Source organism: Micromonospora sp. R311 (assembly GCF_056780015.1).
The window spans coordinates 63516-76772 of the sequence record NZ_JBSWCE010000036.1 but is presented as its reverse complement, the minus strand read 5'-3'; the positions used below and the strand labels follow the sequence as shown (position 1 = coordinate 76772).

The window sequence follows — 13257 nt, the reverse complement described above, 5'->3', positions numbered from 1 at the left end:
GACACCGGATCCCGACGGGCCTCGACCGCCAATCGAGTCGCACGCTCACGCAGCTCATCGTTGTACTTCTTCGGTGCAGGCATCGCTGGTGTTCCTCCCAGGTTTCGATGTCTCCATCAAACCCGGGGCGGGACAAGGTGGGTGAGCGCGTGTGGTTGGCAGGCCGCTCGTCCTTCCCCGGCGAGCGGCGCGCATTCCATCGTCAGGCGCTGGAGCTGGGTTCGCTGGGCTTGGATCAGTTGACGGCCGCCCTCCAGGGTGACCGCGCACCGCTCGTGCGCCGCGGTGGAACAAGCCAGGGATCGCGCTTGTAGCGGCACGTCCTTGACGTCGGACCACTTTGCATCTCGCGACGACGAGTTCGGGTCCGGTCCGGCGCTGGCCCCGTACCTACAGGAAACGAGGGATGCCCGGCGCAGACGACCACTCACGCGGAGCGTTTTCCATGTCTGTCAGTTTGCCTTCGCGGCGCGGCCGAGGCGGATGGCCGAGATGAGAAAGAAGATGGCGCCGGGGATGGCGTAGCCGATCGCGTTGGTCAGCACCGGGTTCTCCGCGGAGGCTGCGGCGATGAACGACCCGCCGGCGAGTACGGAGAGGCCGCCGCTGATGATCATCGGCCACTGGCCACCCATCCTGCGGCGGGGGACCGCCACGATCAGCTGAACCAGCCCGGCCACGACCGCCCAGGCGCCCCACACGCGCAGGACCGCCGGGATGCCGGACGCGCCGGCGATGGCCAGGCCGACCGCGGCGAGCGTGCTGACCGCGACGTTCACGTACAGCAGGGTGGGCGATCCGGTGGCGCGCGACGTGCGGGCGTCGATGACGGCGGCGGCCACGTCGAACAGCGGGTAGAGCACGAGCAGCGTCACGGTGAGCGGGCCGAGGTGCTTGGCGATCGGGAACATCACGAGGGCCCAGACGATGGCGAACGCGAAGCGGACGAAGTACAGCCGGCGAAGGGCGGACGCCGTCGTCGAGATGCCGGGTGCGGTAACGGTGGTCATGGGGATCCTCTCGGTGGATTCCTGAGGGAGAACCGCGACCAGCGGCGCGCGCGGCCGGAACCCCACCCCCGGAAGAACGAACGTTCTGTTCAGCAAATGATGACGACTCCCACGCGGTCATGTCAAGACAGAACGTTCTACCCACTACCCGCCCGCCACTGACTCGCGCCGAGCGCGGGCCCCCGAGCGACCGCAAGGACTGGCCGCAGCCCGACGGGCCGGGAAGGGCAAGACCGAACGTTCTATCACTACGATGGGCGCATGGCACGTGGCGACAGTGGCACCCGACCGTCCGAGGCGCGACAACGGCTCCTTGTCACCGCGACCAGGATTTTCTACAGCGAGGGAATCCATTCGGTCAGCGTCGATCGGATCATTACCGAGGCGAAGGTGACCCGGGCCACTTTCTATCGGCACTTTCCGGGAAGGGAGGACCTCGTCCTCGCTTATCTGCAGGCGGCCGATCAAGCCATCCGCGGCCCAGTGGACGCCGTCACCGCCCGCCTACCGGCGCCTGACGCCCTCCGGGCCATCGCAGAGTCGATCGCCCAGGACATCCGGTCCGCCGGCTTTCGCGGCTGCGCCTTCCTGAACGCCGTGGCTGAGTATCCCGATCCCGACCACCCCGTGCACCAAGCCGTCCTCGCGCATCGACAGTGGTTCCTCGACACGATCAACACGTTGATGGCGAGGATCCAGGAAGCCGAGGCCGAGCCCGCCGCGCAGCACTTCGTCATGCTCCGCGATGGCGCCATGGCGGCCGGCTGCCTTCTCGACCGGGTACTGATCTGCGAAACCTTCCTCCGCGGCGTCGAGGGACTCATCCGGACCCACGCCGCACGCCAGCCATCCTGAGCTGCGGTCCGCCTGCTCGCGCGCGCCGAACCGTAGGCCGTCGAAGGGGACCGCCGTGCTGCCCGCCGCTTCTGCTTCCTGCCGTCCGTGGCGCGCATTCCGCAGACGCCTCCCAGCGCCCGCAGCCTGGTGGAGCGGCTATCTGATCTTCCGGGGCAGGGGAGTCCCGCAAGGGCGAGGCTGGCTGTTCAGCGCGTGCTCAATCTACGGCTGCCGGCTCGGTGGGCTGCGCCGTGAAGAAGCGGGTGATGTCGTCCGCTGCGGTTGGGGACAGCATCATCGCCTGGACTCGTGCGGACATTTCGGCGATCGGGTGAGTTCTGGCGAACATCGCCTCCTCGTACGCCCGGATCGCCGAGTCCGGGTCGGCGGGGTTGGCGGCGAGTTCGCCGGCGAGTTCGGCGGCGTCGAGCATGGCCTGGTTGGCGCCCTCGCCGACCGGCGGCATGAGGTGCGCGGCGTCACCGATGAGGGTGATGCCCGGCTGGTGGGCCCAGCGGGTACCGGTGGGCATCGCCTCGATCCTGCGTGGGGTCGGCGGGCCGTCGCCGGCCTCGATGAGTGCGGTGAGGCTGGGAGCCCAGCCGTCGAACATGTCCAGCAGAGCGCGCTTGCTGCGGTAGGTGTCTATCTGGCGATCCTCCGCGCGTAGGGAGATCCCGACCCGGATGCTGCCGTCGCCGAGGCGTTGCGCTGCAAGGATCTGGTTCACGCCGACGCACCACAGGTTTCCGGGGCCGACCAGCTCGGCGAGATCCGGGTGGCGCCGGTCGGCGTCGCTGATGCTCAGCTCTACCAGGGTGGCCACGTGGGACAGTGCCGCGTCGGTGAGCAGCGAGCGGACGACCGAGCGTGCGCCGTCCGCGCCGATGAGGATGTCGCAGTCGGCGCTGTGGCCGCCATCGAACGTCAGCCCGAAGCCCCCGTCGGGTCGTGGCGTCGCCGCGACGAGCCGGTGCCGCCACGCAACCGCGTCGCCCGGGAGCGAATCGAGCAGAAGATCACGCAGTACGCTCCGATCGATCTCAGGGCGTCCGGAGAATGAGCCGGGATCTGGCGTGTGGTGCACGAGGGTGCGTCCGGCCGAATCGAGGATGCGATGTTCCTCGCCCTCCGGTCGCGCCTCGGACCGGAACCGGCCGGCGAGGCCGGCCTCGGCCAGGGCCTGCTGCCCGGACTCCGGGTGCAGGTCGAGCGATCCGCCCTGTGATCGCGCGGATCGGCTTGCCTCGCGTTCGTACACCACCGCGTCGATGCCGTGCCGATGCAGGATTCGGGCCAGCGTCAGGCCGCCGAGGCCACCACCGGCGATCGCGATTCGCATCATCATCTCCGTTACCGTACGCTGTATCTTATGGATACGCCGTACGGTAGCCCACCGCTGCCCGTCTGGGAACGGCCCGAGCCTCAGCCGCGGGCGGCGCCGGTGCCGCTGAGCCGCGCGAAGATCGCCGCCACGGCCATCCGGCTCGCCGACGCACACGGCCTCGACGGGCTATCGGTACGCAAGCTCGCCAAAGAACTCGGTGTCGGCCCGATGCGGCTCTACGACTACGTGCTCAACAGAGACGAACTGCTGGATCTGATGGTCGACGCCGTCTATGCCCAGATCGCCGAGGCCGGCCAGCACTCCGAGTGGCGCGCCACGGTACTGGCCATCGTTCACCGGACCCGCGATGCCGCTCTTGACCATGAGTGGTTCGTCGACCTGCTCGGCGGAAGGCCACACCTGGGACCTCACGCGCTCGCCGTGGGCGAATCGACCGCGGCGGCGCTCAGCCAGGCCCCCGGCGTGCGCGGCATCGACGACCTCCAGCGGGCCTTGGGCGCCCTCAACGCCTTCATCATCGGAGCGCTCCGCAGAGAGGTCACCGAGCGACGCACCGCCCGTTCCACCGGCACCGACGTGACCGCCTGGCAGGCCGCCCTCGGGCCCTACCTGACACGCATGCTCGAAACCGGCCGATATCCCACCGTCGCCCGGCTCGTCATCGACGGCGCCCACCTCAACGCCGAGGAAACCTTCAACCACAACCTGATCACCATCCTGGACGGCATCACCAGCCATCCCCGCACGTGACCTACTGCTCGCGGGCCAGTGGTCGGCGGTGAACGGGAACCCTAGGACGGTGGCGTAGTGGTTTGCTTGGAGCCGATCGTGGACGCGAGGCGGGATCGGGTGCGGGCCGGTGCCGTCGGGGGCAGCGTGGCGATGATGTCGGCGAGTGAGACGCCGGCGAGGCTGCGCCGCCACGCATCGTGAGCCTCGGCCATCTTCTGGGCGAGGACGCAGGTGTTCTGGCACTCGTCGGCGGGGAGCGCTCCTCGTCCTTGTTGGCGGATCTCGCGGCATTCATACGGCGGGGACGTGCCGTCGACCGCCTCCACGATCCGCAGCAGTGTGATCTCGGATGCCGGTTGCGCGAGCCGGAACCCGCCGCGCGGACCTGTCGTCGCGATCAGCACGCCGGCCTTGACGAGCGCCTGTAGCTGCTTGGCGAGATAGGCCGCCGGAAGGTCGTAGTACAGCGCGAGCTGTGCCGCCGATGCGGTGGCGTTCGGGTCGAGCTGCGCCAGTGTCGTGGCGCAGTGCAACAGCCATTCGGTGCCTACAGGCAACTTCACAGCGTCAGCATATCGCGGATATTGCGTATCTACTTAGTCCGAGATACGGTCAGCTCGGTTGCTGGAGAGAGGAAGATCGTCATGCGGATCGCAGTCGCCGGGGCGACCGGGAACATCGGCGCGCTCACCGTCGCCGCCCTCGAACGGGATGGGCACGACGTCGTACGCATCAGCCGCTCGCTGGGCGTGGACCTGTCAACCGGCGACGGGCTCGACCGCGCTCTCACCGGCGTCGACGCGGTCGTCGACGCCACCAGCGCGCCGGCTGCCGGTCACGCGGAAACGGTGGCGTACTTCGGCACCGCCACCCGGAACCTGCTCGCCGCCGGGGAGCGGGCCGGCGTCCGGCATCACGTTCTGCTCTCGATCGTCGGGGTCGATCGCGTCGAGGGCAACGCACACTACGCAGGCAAACGCGAGCAGGAGCGCCTGGTGGCCGCCGGTCCGCTGCCGTGGACGATCGTCCCGGCCACGCAGTTCCACGACTTCGCCGCGATGGTCGCCGGTTGGACCGAGCGGGACGGCGTAGCCACGATCGCGCCGCTGCTCGTGCAGCCGATCGCGCCGCAGGACGTCGCCGACGTCCTCGCCGAGATCGCGGTGGGCGAGCCGCAAGGCCGCTACGCCGACGTCGCCGGCCCGGAGCCGCAGGACCTCGTCGACATGGCGCGACGCACCAACGATGCGCGCGGGCACACCGTGAAGCTCGTGCCGACGTGGTCGGCCATCTTTGACTCTTCGATGGCGGGCACCGTGCTCCTGCCCGGCGAAGGGGCCCGCATCACGCCGACCACTTTCGACCAATGGCTCGCGGGGCAGCGACAGGGCCACGCACCCGACGGATCACTCGCGGGACCCCGGCCAGCGTCGAGCTGATCGGGCACGTCCCGAGCCGGACAAAGGCGTCAGCGAACTCCATCAACTGCGCCCCCGAACCGCCCACGAAAACGATCGCCGAGATTGAGGATCAGTACCGCGGACGGCATGGGGGGCAGCTTTGATCGCGCGTACGGCGGGGCGCCCTCAAGGTAGTAGAGGTCGTCGACCAGCTGGTCCAGCGGCGGTTGCGGAACCCGGGACACGTACTCCACGGGGAACGCTATCCCCGCCGGCGGCCGTCACCGGTCCCACCCGATCTCGTACAGCCGGATGCCGTGGCCGAGAGGGAACCGGTACGAGATGGGTCCAGATCTCGTCGTCGTGCCCGGGTTGAAGCAGGTGGCGCGCGGCGTCGGTCCCGCTCACGCCCACGTCGCAGCTCACCCGTCGGTTGCGGTTGCCGCGATCGCGGCGTGCGGTCGATGAGTGCCCTCGCTGGGCCGCTGCAGGCGCTCAACCTCCGTGAAGCCGGCTCGCGTCAATCGCTCGGAGATCTCGTCGACGGGCCAGCGATACGCTGTCACGACTTTGTGGTCGAAGGCGGCGACCTCGTCACCTACGAAGAGACCGAGCACCAACGTTCCGGCCGGGGCGATGACTCGCCGGAACTCGGCGAGCACGCCGTCGAGCTCTTGCGGTGGCAGATGGATCAACGAGCCCCAGGCCAGGATGCCGGCGATGGAGTGGTCGGCAACGGCGAGATCTTCCATCGACCCGAGTTGGTAGCTACCGCTCGGGTGGGCTGCCCGCGCATGGGCGATGAACTCGGGAACCATGTCGATTCCCGTTGCGTCGACGCCCAGCGAGCGAAGGTAATCGGTGATGTGGCCAGGCCCGCAGCCCAGATCGAGTACCGTGCCAGGCCGGCCCGCCAGATGTCGCCCGATGAAGGCGAGGTCGTCGGCGTGTACCTGCTGGCTCGAACCGAACAGCCCGATGTAGAGCTCTGCGACGGACGCGTATGCCTGCCGGACCTGTTCCCTGTTCACCGAGCGACTATATGAGCTTCCGCCGTTGGATCCATGTTCCCGGCGGGGCCCTGGCTAACGGCGTCAGCTCAGGCGACGCGGTCGTGCCCTCGGGCGTGCCGATCAGCAGCGCACGACGCCCGTGGTGACCTTGCCGCCGACCGCGGCCGCCCTCTCCCGCATGCCGGCCAGGCCGTGGCCGCCGCCCGGCCCCGGCCCGTTGTCGCGGACGCGCACAGCGGCTCTGCCCTGCCCGACGCGATCACCGGGGCGTCGTTGCGCGCGGCCGGCGGGACGGCGATCCCTCGGCGCACCTCGCGTGCCTACCGCTGCCCGCCGGCGCGTTTTGCGGTCAGGGTCGGTCGGGCCCGCGGTAGGGCAGGGTCTGGCTGTAGACGACGCTGGTGGTCGTGCTGCCGAAACCGGCCAGCTCGTCGATGAGCGCCTCGAGGTGCCCCATGGAGGTCGCGGCCACCTTCAGGGTGTAGCAGTCGTCGCCGGTGGTGCGCAGGCACTCCAGGATCTCCCGGCGCTCGGCGAGCAGGCGGTGCAACGGCTGGTGGTGGTTGCCCGGGTATTTCAACCGGACGACGGCGAGCACCGGGTAGCCGACCCTGGCCAGGTCAACCACCGCGCGGTAGCCGGAGATGACGCCCTGCGCCTCCAGGTGCCGCACCCGTTCCGTGGTGGCCGACGAGCTGAGGCTCACCCGCCGCCCCAACTCGCTGAGGGAGATCCGCCCGTCCTGCTGCAACTGGCCGATGATCGCCCAGTCGACGTCGTCAAGATTCACGGCCATGTCGCGATCTTACCGGCGTTTTCCCGGCGGAATGCCGCGAGCGCCGGGGGAAGCTTGTTCCACGCTCCTTGATCGCCGGGATAGCCTTGGATCATGCAACTGGGCGTCAATGTGCCGAACTTCGGGCCCGGCACCGATCCCGCAGTGCTGCGCGAGTGGGCGCGGATCGTGGAGGGGCTCGGCTTCGACCTCCTCATGGTCTCCGATCACGTGGCCGTCACCCCGGACGTGGCGCAGCGGTATCCGGAGCCGTTCTACGAGCCGTTCACCACACTGTCCTGGCTGGCGGGCGTCACCACCAGGCTGCGGCTGGGCACAACCGTGCTCGTGCTGCCCTACCGGCACCCGCTGCTGGTGGCGCGCATGGCCGCCAACCTCGACCAGCTCAGCGGCGGCCGGTTCGTGCTCGGGGTGGGCGTGGGCTGGGCCCGTCAGGAGTTCGACGCGCTCGGCGTGCCGTTCACCGAGCGCGGCAAGCTGACCGACGACTACCTGGCCACCCTGCGGGAGACCGTCTCGGTGCCCATCTGGGTCGGCGGCAACAGCGACGTGGCGATCCGGCGCGCCGCCCGATTCGGCGACGCCTGGCACCCGCTGCGGGTCACGCTTCCCTGGCTGCGTGCGGCCGTGGCGAAGCACTCGCTGTCCGCCTTCGCGCCCCGCATCGCCCTGAAACTGACCACCACACCGGTCGACGACCCCGAGCGGCTGGCCGGCGTCGGCACCATCGAGCAGATCCTCGACGACCTCGACCAGCTTCGCCAGCTCGGCGCCGAAGCCGTCGTGCTCGACCCGTATCACGGAGATCCCGAAGATACCCGCAGGCCCGAAGCAGCCTGGCAGGCGTTGACCGCCCTGGCCACCCACCGAAGGAGGACACCATCGTGATCACCAGTGCCGACGAGGAGCTTCTACGGCGTGCCATCGCCATCGCGACGCACGCCATCACCCTGGGTGACGCACCCTACGGCTCCCTGCTGGCCGGCCCGGACGGCACGATTCTCATCGAAGCGCACAACACGGTACGGCGCGACAACGACATCAGCGCCCACCCGGAACTGAAGCTCGCCCGCTGGGCGGCCCGCGAACTCGACCCCGACACGGCCGCACGCACCACCATGTACACGAGCTGCCAGCCGTGCGGCATGTGCGCGGGCGGCATCATCCGCTCCGGACTCGGCCGGGTCGTCTACGCTCTGGCCACCGAGCAGCTCATCGAGCTCAACCCGGCCTCCGGCGCCTGGCCGACCGTGGCCCACGACGGCCCAGCCCTGTTCGACGAGGCACGCGTCCCCATCGACGCCTACTACCGCTCCTGAAAGACGGCAAACCTCACCGGCGACGCCGTCGGAAGCCTGCGGTGAGAGCACCGGTAGACCGGTCGCAGGCCTCGGCGTCGAACCGAGCAGGCCGCCGTTATGAGCAGCAGCTGGACCCGCGTCCGCCTGCGCCTCACCCCACAGTGGATGGCATCGAGGCCGTGACCGGAATCGAACCGGCGTACGATCGGCGGCGCCGGCTTGGCCGCGGCAGCGATCGAGCTCGGTCTCGTCGACGAGCTGCGCATGTTCCGCTGTCCGGTCGTCGTCGGTGGCGGCACGCCCTTCCTGCCGCCGGTCACCGAAGACGTTCGGCTGGACCTGGTCCAGACCAGGACGTTCGGCTCCCGTGTGATCTACGAGCGCTACGGCCGCGCCCGCGATGAGTCGGAAAGGTCCAGTGCCCGCGGAGAGATTTGAACTCCCGACCCTCGCTTTGTAAGAGCGACGCTCTTCCCCTGAGCTACCCGGGCATGCGCGGAGAGGATGGGATCGGACCACGAGGAGGCTCACGCCCCTGCGCCGCTTCCATGATCGTTGGCCTCTCCATCGCTCCGGCGGCTGGACTCGAACCAGCACCTGTGCGGATCAACAGTCCGCTGCCCTACCGATTGGGCGACGCCGGAATGGTCGCGCGTGCGGGACTCGAACCCGCTTGCCGCAGGTGAGGTGACGGGGCGGATCGGCGTCGGCTGCCCGGCCAGGGACAGCGATGGCAAACGCAGCCGGAGGCCCGATCTTGTGTCACCGTTCGCAGTGGACTTCTTCGCGTACCCGCTCAGACCGGTCAACGGCGCACCCGGTAGCGCAGGTGAAGCACCCGGTTGCCCTGAATCACCACGTCAGGATCCTCCAACAGGTGCTGCGCGTGGACCGACCCGAAGTAGCGCTTGCCGGACCCGAACACGACGGGTACGACGTCCATGCGCACCTCGTCGATCAGGCCCGCGGCAAGCACCTGGCCGCCGACGTCGCCAGCGGCGACCTCGACCATGCGGTCACCCGCAAGCTCCTGCGCCTTGGCCACGGCTGCCTCGACGCCGTCGACGAAGTGGAACGGCGCCTCGGGGTGCCAGCCCTCGGGCCTGCCCCGGTGGGTCACGACGACGACGTGGTCGATCCCGCCCGGAGGCTTCCCGTCCCAGCCGTCCGTCATGTCGAAGACGTGGCGGCCGACGACTGTCACCCCGATCTGGTCCCAGTACGGCCGGGTGTAGTCGTAGGACGTCTGCGACACCTTCAACTCGCCGCTCTCGTCCAACGGGACGTCACCGCTGGACAACCAGTCGAACAGCGGTCCGGGCTGGTTGTTCTCGTCCGCGACGAAGCCGTCCACCGACACCGAGCTGTACATGACCACCTTGCCCACGGGGCTCTCCTCTGCCTTGGGGTGCCCCCAAATTAGCGTGTAGTGAGCTGTCGCTCTTGTAAGAAATCAATCGGCCGGCAGCGGCCAGCTGTCCAGCACGTGGCCGGGATGTTCGCGCAGGAACCGCCGCCGGACTTCGACGTACCGGGTCGGCGTGAGCCCGGTGAACGCCCGGAACTCGTGGCCGAAGTGGGCTTGGTCGAAGTAGCCTGCGCCACCGGCGAGGTCGCCCCAGTCGATCGGTCCGGCGGGGTTGATCGCGAACACGGTGGCGGCGAAGCGGTAGGTGCGGGCCAGCCGCTTCGGCGTGACGCCGATGAGCTCCTTGAACCGCTGGGCCAGATGAGTGCTGCTGACACCGGCTGCCACGCTCAGGTCGCCGATCGCCACCGCCCCGCTGGTCGCCGCGATGACGCTGCTCGTATGGCGGACCAGCCCCAGGCCGGCAGTCTCGCACAGCCGTCGCATCAGCTCCTCCTCGAGCAGCGTCAGCATCTCGTGCGGTCCGCCCGCCCTGGCCAGCCGGTCTCGCAGCTCGGCAATGGCGGGCCGGCCCCAAACCTGCTCTACCGTCACCGGCCGGTCACACAGCTCGGCCGCAGGCATCGGCAGGAACGGCGCCAGCCCCCACGGCTTGAAGTGCACGCCGACGGACCGGGTCCGGAGTGGGTAGCCGAACTCCAACGCGCGGGTGGGCATGGTGACCACGCAGCCGTCGGCGTACTCGGCCGTCTCGATGTCGGTGCCGGCGCGGATGCGGAACGGCGCCCCGAGGTTGACGATGAGCAACGCCGACGGCATCGGCGGCAGCGTCAGCCGGGCGTACGGCGGCGCACCCTCCAGGTAGTAAAGGTCGTCGATCAGCCCGTCCAGCGGCGGTCGCGGCACTCTGGACACGTACTCCACGCCCACAGCATCGCAGACGCCATCGGCGTCACCGAAGACACTTTGCATGGTGAAGAGCCCTGAACGCGCGTCTGTGTGCCCCGAGCCGGTGTCGAACCAGCAACCTTCGGCTTGTCGAGCCGACGCTCTCCCGCTGAGCTACCGGGGCGGAAGCGGGGGCGGCATGTGAACCATGCGATCTCCGGCTCATGAGCGCACGTGATGCGTCCCGCGCTGGACTCGAACCAGCGACACCCGCGGCCTTTGGGAAGGGCGGTGCTCCATCCGCTGAGCCAGCGGGACAACAGGTGCGGCACCAGGAACCGAACCTGGCGCACACGGCCTAGAAGAGCGCGAAGCGCATCCGGCGCACGTGCCGCAAAGTGCCCCCGGGGAATTTCGAAATCCCGACCCACCGGTTAAGAGCCGGTTGCTCTTCCTCTGAGCTACGGAGGCATGGCGGAAGGTTGACGAGTCGAACGCCCAGGCTCGCACCTGCCTCCGGCTTTCGAAGCCGGCTGGCCCCCACGGGCCGGAACCCTCCATCGTCGGGTACGAGGGACTTGAACCCCCGGCCTCCGCGTCCCGAACGCGGCGCTCTCCCAAGCTGAGCTAGTACCCGTTGGTCAGGGCGGCTGGAGTCATGCCAGCCACCTCCGGTCACGTCAGACCGGCGCGCTACCACTGCGCCACATCCCGAAGCGAGGTGCGCGCCGCCCAGGGACAGGGGCGGTGGTGATCGGCGTGGCCACCGCTCTTCGCGCTCCTCCCGCACCCCCGGCAGGACTCGAACCTGCGGCCTCGACGTTCGTAGCGTCGCGCGCTCTCCAGCTGCGCCACAGGGGCATGGTGTCGTCGGCGGGCGTTGAACCCACGATGTCCCCCTTGTCAGTGAGGTGCCTCAACCAACTCGGCCACGACGACATGGCGGACGGGACACGATTCGTGGGTCGACCCGGTATCGATCCGGGCAGGCGAGGCTTGCAAAGCTCCGCCGCACACCTGTGCTCGACCCGTGAGTACCCGACCGGGGATTCGAACCCCGCACCTCTCGGACCTGAACCGAGCGCCTCCTCCACCGGGCTAGTCGGGCATGATCTGCGAGCCGCCGGTTGGCCTCGAACCAACCACCTGCGCCTTAACAGGACGCTGCTCGGCCTGACGAGCGACGGCGCGTGGAGCCGGCGGCCGGAATCGGACCGGCGACCCTCGCTGTACAAGAGCGCTGCTCCGGCCTGCTGAGCTACGCCGGCTTGGTGCCCTCGACAGGATTCGAACCTGCACGATGACCAGGACCTCGACCTGGCACCTCTACCAAGGTTGGGCCACGAGGGCATGAGCTGCGGGCGGAAGATTCGAACTCCCACTGCCTGGTTCAGAGCCAGATGTGCTGCCGGTTACACCAGCCCGCAAGGGGCCGGCGAGCCGCGGTCTCGCCGGCCGGCGATCAGCGTTGCACCATGCTCGACCAGGTGGGAACCGTCGGCTGGAGCTCCAGCTCCATGCCTGCCTCGGTCGGGCTTGGGTTCCCCTCCGCTGGTTGCAGGGGTAGCACGCTGATCGTGTCCTGGTAGGTGTTGCGCCCGCCGCGGGAGCGGGGTGGATGTGGTCGACGGTCGTGACCGGCGCCAGGCAGTAGCCGATGACGTTTTCCGTGCGTAGGCCGTACGGGACTCGAACCCGCAACCTTCTGGCTGAGAACCAGGTGAGCTGCCAATTGCTCCAACGGCCCGTGGATCCGGCGGAGACCGCGGTCGCCCGCCCTCAATACCCGCCACCGTGCCCTCCGGACTCGAACCCGAGTCCTCGGGGACTTCACTCCCGTGCGCTACCAGTTACGCCAGGAGGGCATCGGTACGTGGAGAAGAGGGGACTCGAACCCCTGGCCTCCGCCCTGCCGAGGCGGTGCTCTTCCCACTGAGCTACATCCCCATGGCCCGGGACCAGCGAGTCGAACGCTGTGTCTCCCGCTCCCAGAGCGGGCGGGTTGCCGTCTCCCTCGTCCCGGAGGTGTTGCCCCCCGGCCGGCCCGTGTCGGCGCCGGCCGAGGGTCTTGCTATGCCATCCACTGTGGAGTTGAGAAATTGCGACGTCGCCGACCGCGGCCGGGACGAAAAGCAGGGGCGACAGGACTCGAACCTGCAACCTTCGGTTTTGGAGACCGGTGCTCTACCAGTTGAGCTACGCCCCGGTGAGTAGGTCGGGAAACGCAAAAGCCGCCCTATCCCTGGCGGGGTGGGCGGCTTCGCGCATGCGTTTGCGCTAGTCGCGCCGCCACCTCGGCTTCCAGTTCTGCTCGCTCGCGCAGAGGCCGTGGGCTCGCCGGATCGAGAGCAGCACGACACCGCCGCGCGGCATGGACCGCGTGGTTTCGGTGGAGGCGTACTGCAACACGGGGAACTCCTCGGGTTGGTCGGTTTGACCTTGCTCATTCAAGGTAAAGGTGCCGTCCGAGGTTGGCAATGGATATTCAGAGGCACCATTCGTGCGCCTTGGCGATCGATCTGCCGCCAGTCATTGAGGTGCGGGTGCCTGCCCGGCTCGCGGA

At 68.9% G+C, this 13257-nt stretch carries 14 protein-coding genes, 19 tRNA genes and 1 pseudogene; 7 read left to right on the top strand and 27 right to left on the bottom strand.

Translation table 11 applies throughout. The features are described from left to right. Positions 1-134: 134 nt before the first annotated feature. Positions 135-314: pseudogene (locus tag AC1WTP_RS26945) on the top strand (hypothetical protein); the annotation flags it as partial. Positions 315-452: 138 nt separating this feature from the next. On the opposite strand, the gene AC1WTP_RS26940 reads toward AC1WTP_RS26945, so the two are convergent. Continuing rightward, complete coding sequence (locus tag AC1WTP_RS26940; protein WP_481652052.1) at positions 453-1076, bottom strand: hypothetical protein; 624 nt, start codon at positions 1074-1076, stop codon at positions 453-455. 195 nt (positions 1077-1271) lie between these two features. On the opposite strand from AC1WTP_RS26940, the gene AC1WTP_RS26935 reads away from it, so the two are divergent. Then, positions 1272-1865, top strand: coding sequence for a TetR/AcrR family transcriptional regulator (locus AC1WTP_RS26935; RefSeq protein ID WP_481652051.1), 594 nt, complete (start codon positions 1272-1274; stop codon positions 1863-1865). A 199-nt stretch (positions 1866-2064) separates the two neighbouring features. On the opposite strand, the gene AC1WTP_RS26930 is transcribed toward AC1WTP_RS26935, so the two are convergent. After that, a complete protein-coding gene (locus AC1WTP_RS26930; protein WP_481652050.1) occupies positions 2065-3195 on the bottom strand; it encodes an FAD-dependent oxidoreductase in 1131 nt (376 codons plus the stop codon). A gap of 24 nt (positions 3196-3219) precedes the next feature. Between AC1WTP_RS26930 and AC1WTP_RS26925 the strand changes: the two genes are divergently transcribed. Then, positions 3220-3945 carry a TetR/AcrR family transcriptional regulator gene (locus AC1WTP_RS26925; RefSeq protein ID WP_481652049.1) on the top strand — a complete coding sequence of 242 codons (726 nt, stop codon included), beginning with the start codon at positions 3220-3222 and terminating at the stop codon, positions 3943-3945. 41 nt (positions 3946-3986) lie between these two features. Here the strand turns inward: AC1WTP_RS26925 and AC1WTP_RS26920 are convergent, their stop codons facing one another. Further along, on the bottom strand, positions 3987-4490 hold the full coding sequence (locus AC1WTP_RS26920; protein ID WP_481652048.1) for an RrF2 family transcriptional regulator: 504 nt from the start codon (positions 4488-4490) through the stop codon (positions 3987-3989). Between the two features lie 81 nt (positions 4491-4571). Here AC1WTP_RS26920 and AC1WTP_RS26915 point away from each other — a divergent pair, with 81 nt between their 5' ends. After that, entirely contained in the window at positions 4572-5366 is a 795-nt protein-coding gene (locus tag AC1WTP_RS26915; RefSeq protein WP_481652047.1) for an SDR family oxidoreductase, read from the top strand. 383 nt (positions 5367-5749) lie between these two features. Here AC1WTP_RS26915 and AC1WTP_RS26910 read toward each other — a convergent pair whose 3' ends face one another. Together AC1WTP_RS26910 and AC1WTP_RS26905 are read right to left on the bottom strand one after the other, a co-directional pair. Beyond that, positions 5750-6358 carry a class I SAM-dependent methyltransferase gene (locus AC1WTP_RS26910; protein ID WP_481652046.1) on the bottom strand — a complete coding sequence of 203 codons (609 nt, stop codon included), beginning with the start codon at positions 6356-6358 and terminating at the stop codon, positions 5750-5752. A gap of 331 nt (positions 6359-6689) precedes the next feature. Continuing rightward, complete coding sequence (locus tag AC1WTP_RS26905) at positions 6690-7136, bottom strand: Lrp/AsnC family transcriptional regulator (RefSeq protein ID WP_481652045.1); 447 nt, start codon at positions 7134-7136, stop codon at positions 6690-6692. A 93-nt stretch (positions 7137-7229) separates the two neighbouring features. Between AC1WTP_RS26905 and AC1WTP_RS26900 the strand changes: the two genes are divergently transcribed. The 3 genes from AC1WTP_RS26900 (at position 7230) to AC1WTP_RS26890 (ending at position 8875) form a co-directional block, all read left to right on the top strand. Further along, positions 7230-8024 carry an LLM class flavin-dependent oxidoreductase gene (locus tag AC1WTP_RS26900; protein ID WP_481652044.1) on the top strand — a complete coding sequence of 265 codons (795 nt, stop codon included), beginning with the start codon at positions 7230-7232 and terminating at the stop codon, positions 8022-8024. Next, a complete protein-coding gene (locus tag AC1WTP_RS26895; protein WP_481652043.1) occupies positions 8021-8455 on the top strand; it encodes a nucleoside deaminase in 435 nt (144 codons plus the stop codon). Before AC1WTP_RS26900 ends, AC1WTP_RS26895 begins: the two co-directional genes overlap by 4 nt. Positions 8456-8641: 186 nt before the next feature. Then, on the top strand, positions 8642-8875 hold the full coding sequence (locus tag AC1WTP_RS26890) for a dihydrofolate reductase family protein (RefSeq protein WP_481652054.1): 234 nt from the start codon (positions 8642-8644) through the stop codon (positions 8873-8875). On the opposite strand, the gene AC1WTP_RS26885 is transcribed toward AC1WTP_RS26890, so the two are convergent. From AC1WTP_RS26885 to AC1WTP_RS26780, 22 genes are all read right to left on the bottom strand, one after another. Next, positions 8857-8928: transfer RNA gene (locus AC1WTP_RS26885), tRNA-Val, on the bottom strand. The genes AC1WTP_RS26890 and AC1WTP_RS26885 overlap by 19 nt on opposite strands. 79 nt (positions 8929-9007) lie before the next feature. Beyond that, a tRNA-Asn gene (locus tag AC1WTP_RS26880) sits at positions 9008-9081 on the bottom strand. Between the two features lie 161 nt (positions 9082-9242). Continuing rightward, positions 9243-9824: a dihydrofolate reductase family protein gene (locus tag AC1WTP_RS26875; RefSeq protein WP_481652042.1), complete on the bottom strand. Its 582-nt coding sequence runs from the start codon at positions 9822-9824 to the stop codon at positions 9243-9245. Between the two features lie 66 nt (positions 9825-9890). Then, the gene (locus tag AC1WTP_RS26870; protein WP_481652041.1) at positions 9891-10730 is read right to left on the bottom strand and encodes a helix-turn-helix domain-containing protein; all 840 of its coding nucleotides are present in this window, start codon (positions 10728-10730) and stop codon (positions 9891-9893) included. 76 nt (positions 10731-10806) lie between these two features. Further along, positions 10807-10878 (bottom strand) — tRNA-Val (locus AC1WTP_RS26865). A gap of 56 nt (positions 10879-10934) precedes the next feature. Continuing rightward, positions 10935-11012 (bottom strand) — tRNA-OTHER (locus AC1WTP_RS26860). Between the two features lie 81 nt (positions 11013-11093). Further along, positions 11094-11165: transfer RNA gene (locus AC1WTP_RS26855), tRNA-Lys, on the bottom strand. Between the two features lies 1 nt (position 11166). Continuing rightward, positions 11167-11253: transfer RNA gene (locus AC1WTP_RS26850), tRNA-Ser, on the bottom strand. 4 nt (positions 11254-11257) lie between these two features. After that, positions 11258-11331: transfer RNA gene (locus AC1WTP_RS26845), tRNA-Pro, on the bottom strand. Position 11332: 1 nt separating this feature from the next. Next, positions 11333-11408 (bottom strand) — tRNA-Val (locus tag AC1WTP_RS26840). 73 nt (positions 11409-11481) lie between these two features. Beyond that, positions 11482-11555: transfer RNA gene (locus tag AC1WTP_RS26835), tRNA-Arg, on the bottom strand. A gap of 1 nt (position 11556) precedes the next feature. Continuing rightward, positions 11557-11633, bottom strand: a tRNA-Val gene (locus tag AC1WTP_RS26830). 96 nt (positions 11634-11729) lie between these two features. Beyond that, positions 11730-11802: transfer RNA gene (locus AC1WTP_RS26825), tRNA-Leu, on the bottom strand. A 10-nt stretch (positions 11803-11812) separates the two neighbouring features. Then, positions 11813-11883, bottom strand: a tRNA-Asn gene (locus AC1WTP_RS26820). 2 nt (positions 11884-11885) lie between these two features. Continuing rightward, positions 11886-11962: transfer RNA gene (locus tag AC1WTP_RS26815), tRNA-Thr, on the bottom strand. A 1-nt stretch (position 11963) separates the two neighbouring features. Further along, positions 11964-12044, bottom strand: a tRNA-Leu gene (locus tag AC1WTP_RS26810). Positions 12045-12049: 5 nt separating this feature from the next. Beyond that, positions 12050-12121: transfer RNA gene (locus tag AC1WTP_RS26805), tRNA-Gln, on the bottom strand. 247 nt (positions 12122-12368) lie between these two features. After that, positions 12369-12441 (bottom strand) — tRNA-Glu (locus tag AC1WTP_RS26800). A gap of 48 nt (positions 12442-12489) precedes the next feature. Continuing rightward, positions 12490-12559: transfer RNA gene (locus AC1WTP_RS26795), tRNA-Phe, on the bottom strand. 9 nt (positions 12560-12568) lie between these two features. Then, a tRNA-Ala gene (locus AC1WTP_RS26790) sits at positions 12569-12641 on the bottom strand. A 186-nt stretch (positions 12642-12827) separates the two neighbouring features. Beyond that, positions 12828-12900: transfer RNA gene (locus AC1WTP_RS26785), tRNA-Trp, on the bottom strand. A gap of 71 nt (positions 12901-12971) precedes the next feature. Next, a complete protein-coding gene (locus tag AC1WTP_RS26780) occupies positions 12972-13103 on the bottom strand; it encodes a hypothetical protein (protein ID WP_481652040.1) in 132 nt (43 codons plus the stop codon). Between the last annotated feature and the right edge of the window lie 154 nt (positions 13104-13257).

Excerpts from the sequence above, each read along its gene's own strand:
- AC1WTP_RS26935 (WP_481652051.1), top strand. The coding sequence starts at position 1,272 with ATGGCACGTGGCGACAGTGGCACCCGACCGTCCGAGGCGCGACAACGG.
- AC1WTP_RS26930 (WP_481652050.1), bottom strand. The coding sequence starts at position 3,195 with ATGATGATGCGAATCGCGATCGCCGGTGGTGGCCTCGGCGGCCTGACG.
- AC1WTP_RS26925 (WP_481652049.1), top strand. The coding sequence starts at position 3,220 with ATGGATACGCCGTACGGTAGCCCACCGCTGCCCGTCTGGGAACGGCCC.
- AC1WTP_RS26915 (WP_481652047.1), top strand. The coding sequence starts at position 4,572 with ATGCGGATCGCAGTCGCCGGGGCGACCGGGAACATCGGCGCGCTCACC.
- AC1WTP_RS26905 (WP_481652045.1), bottom strand. The coding sequence starts at position 7,136 with ATGGCCGTGAATCTTGACGACGTCGACTGGGCGATCATCGGCCAGTTG.
- AC1WTP_RS26900 (WP_481652044.1), top strand. The coding sequence starts at position 7,230 with ATGCAACTGGGCGTCAATGTGCCGAACTTCGGGCCCGGCACCGATCCC.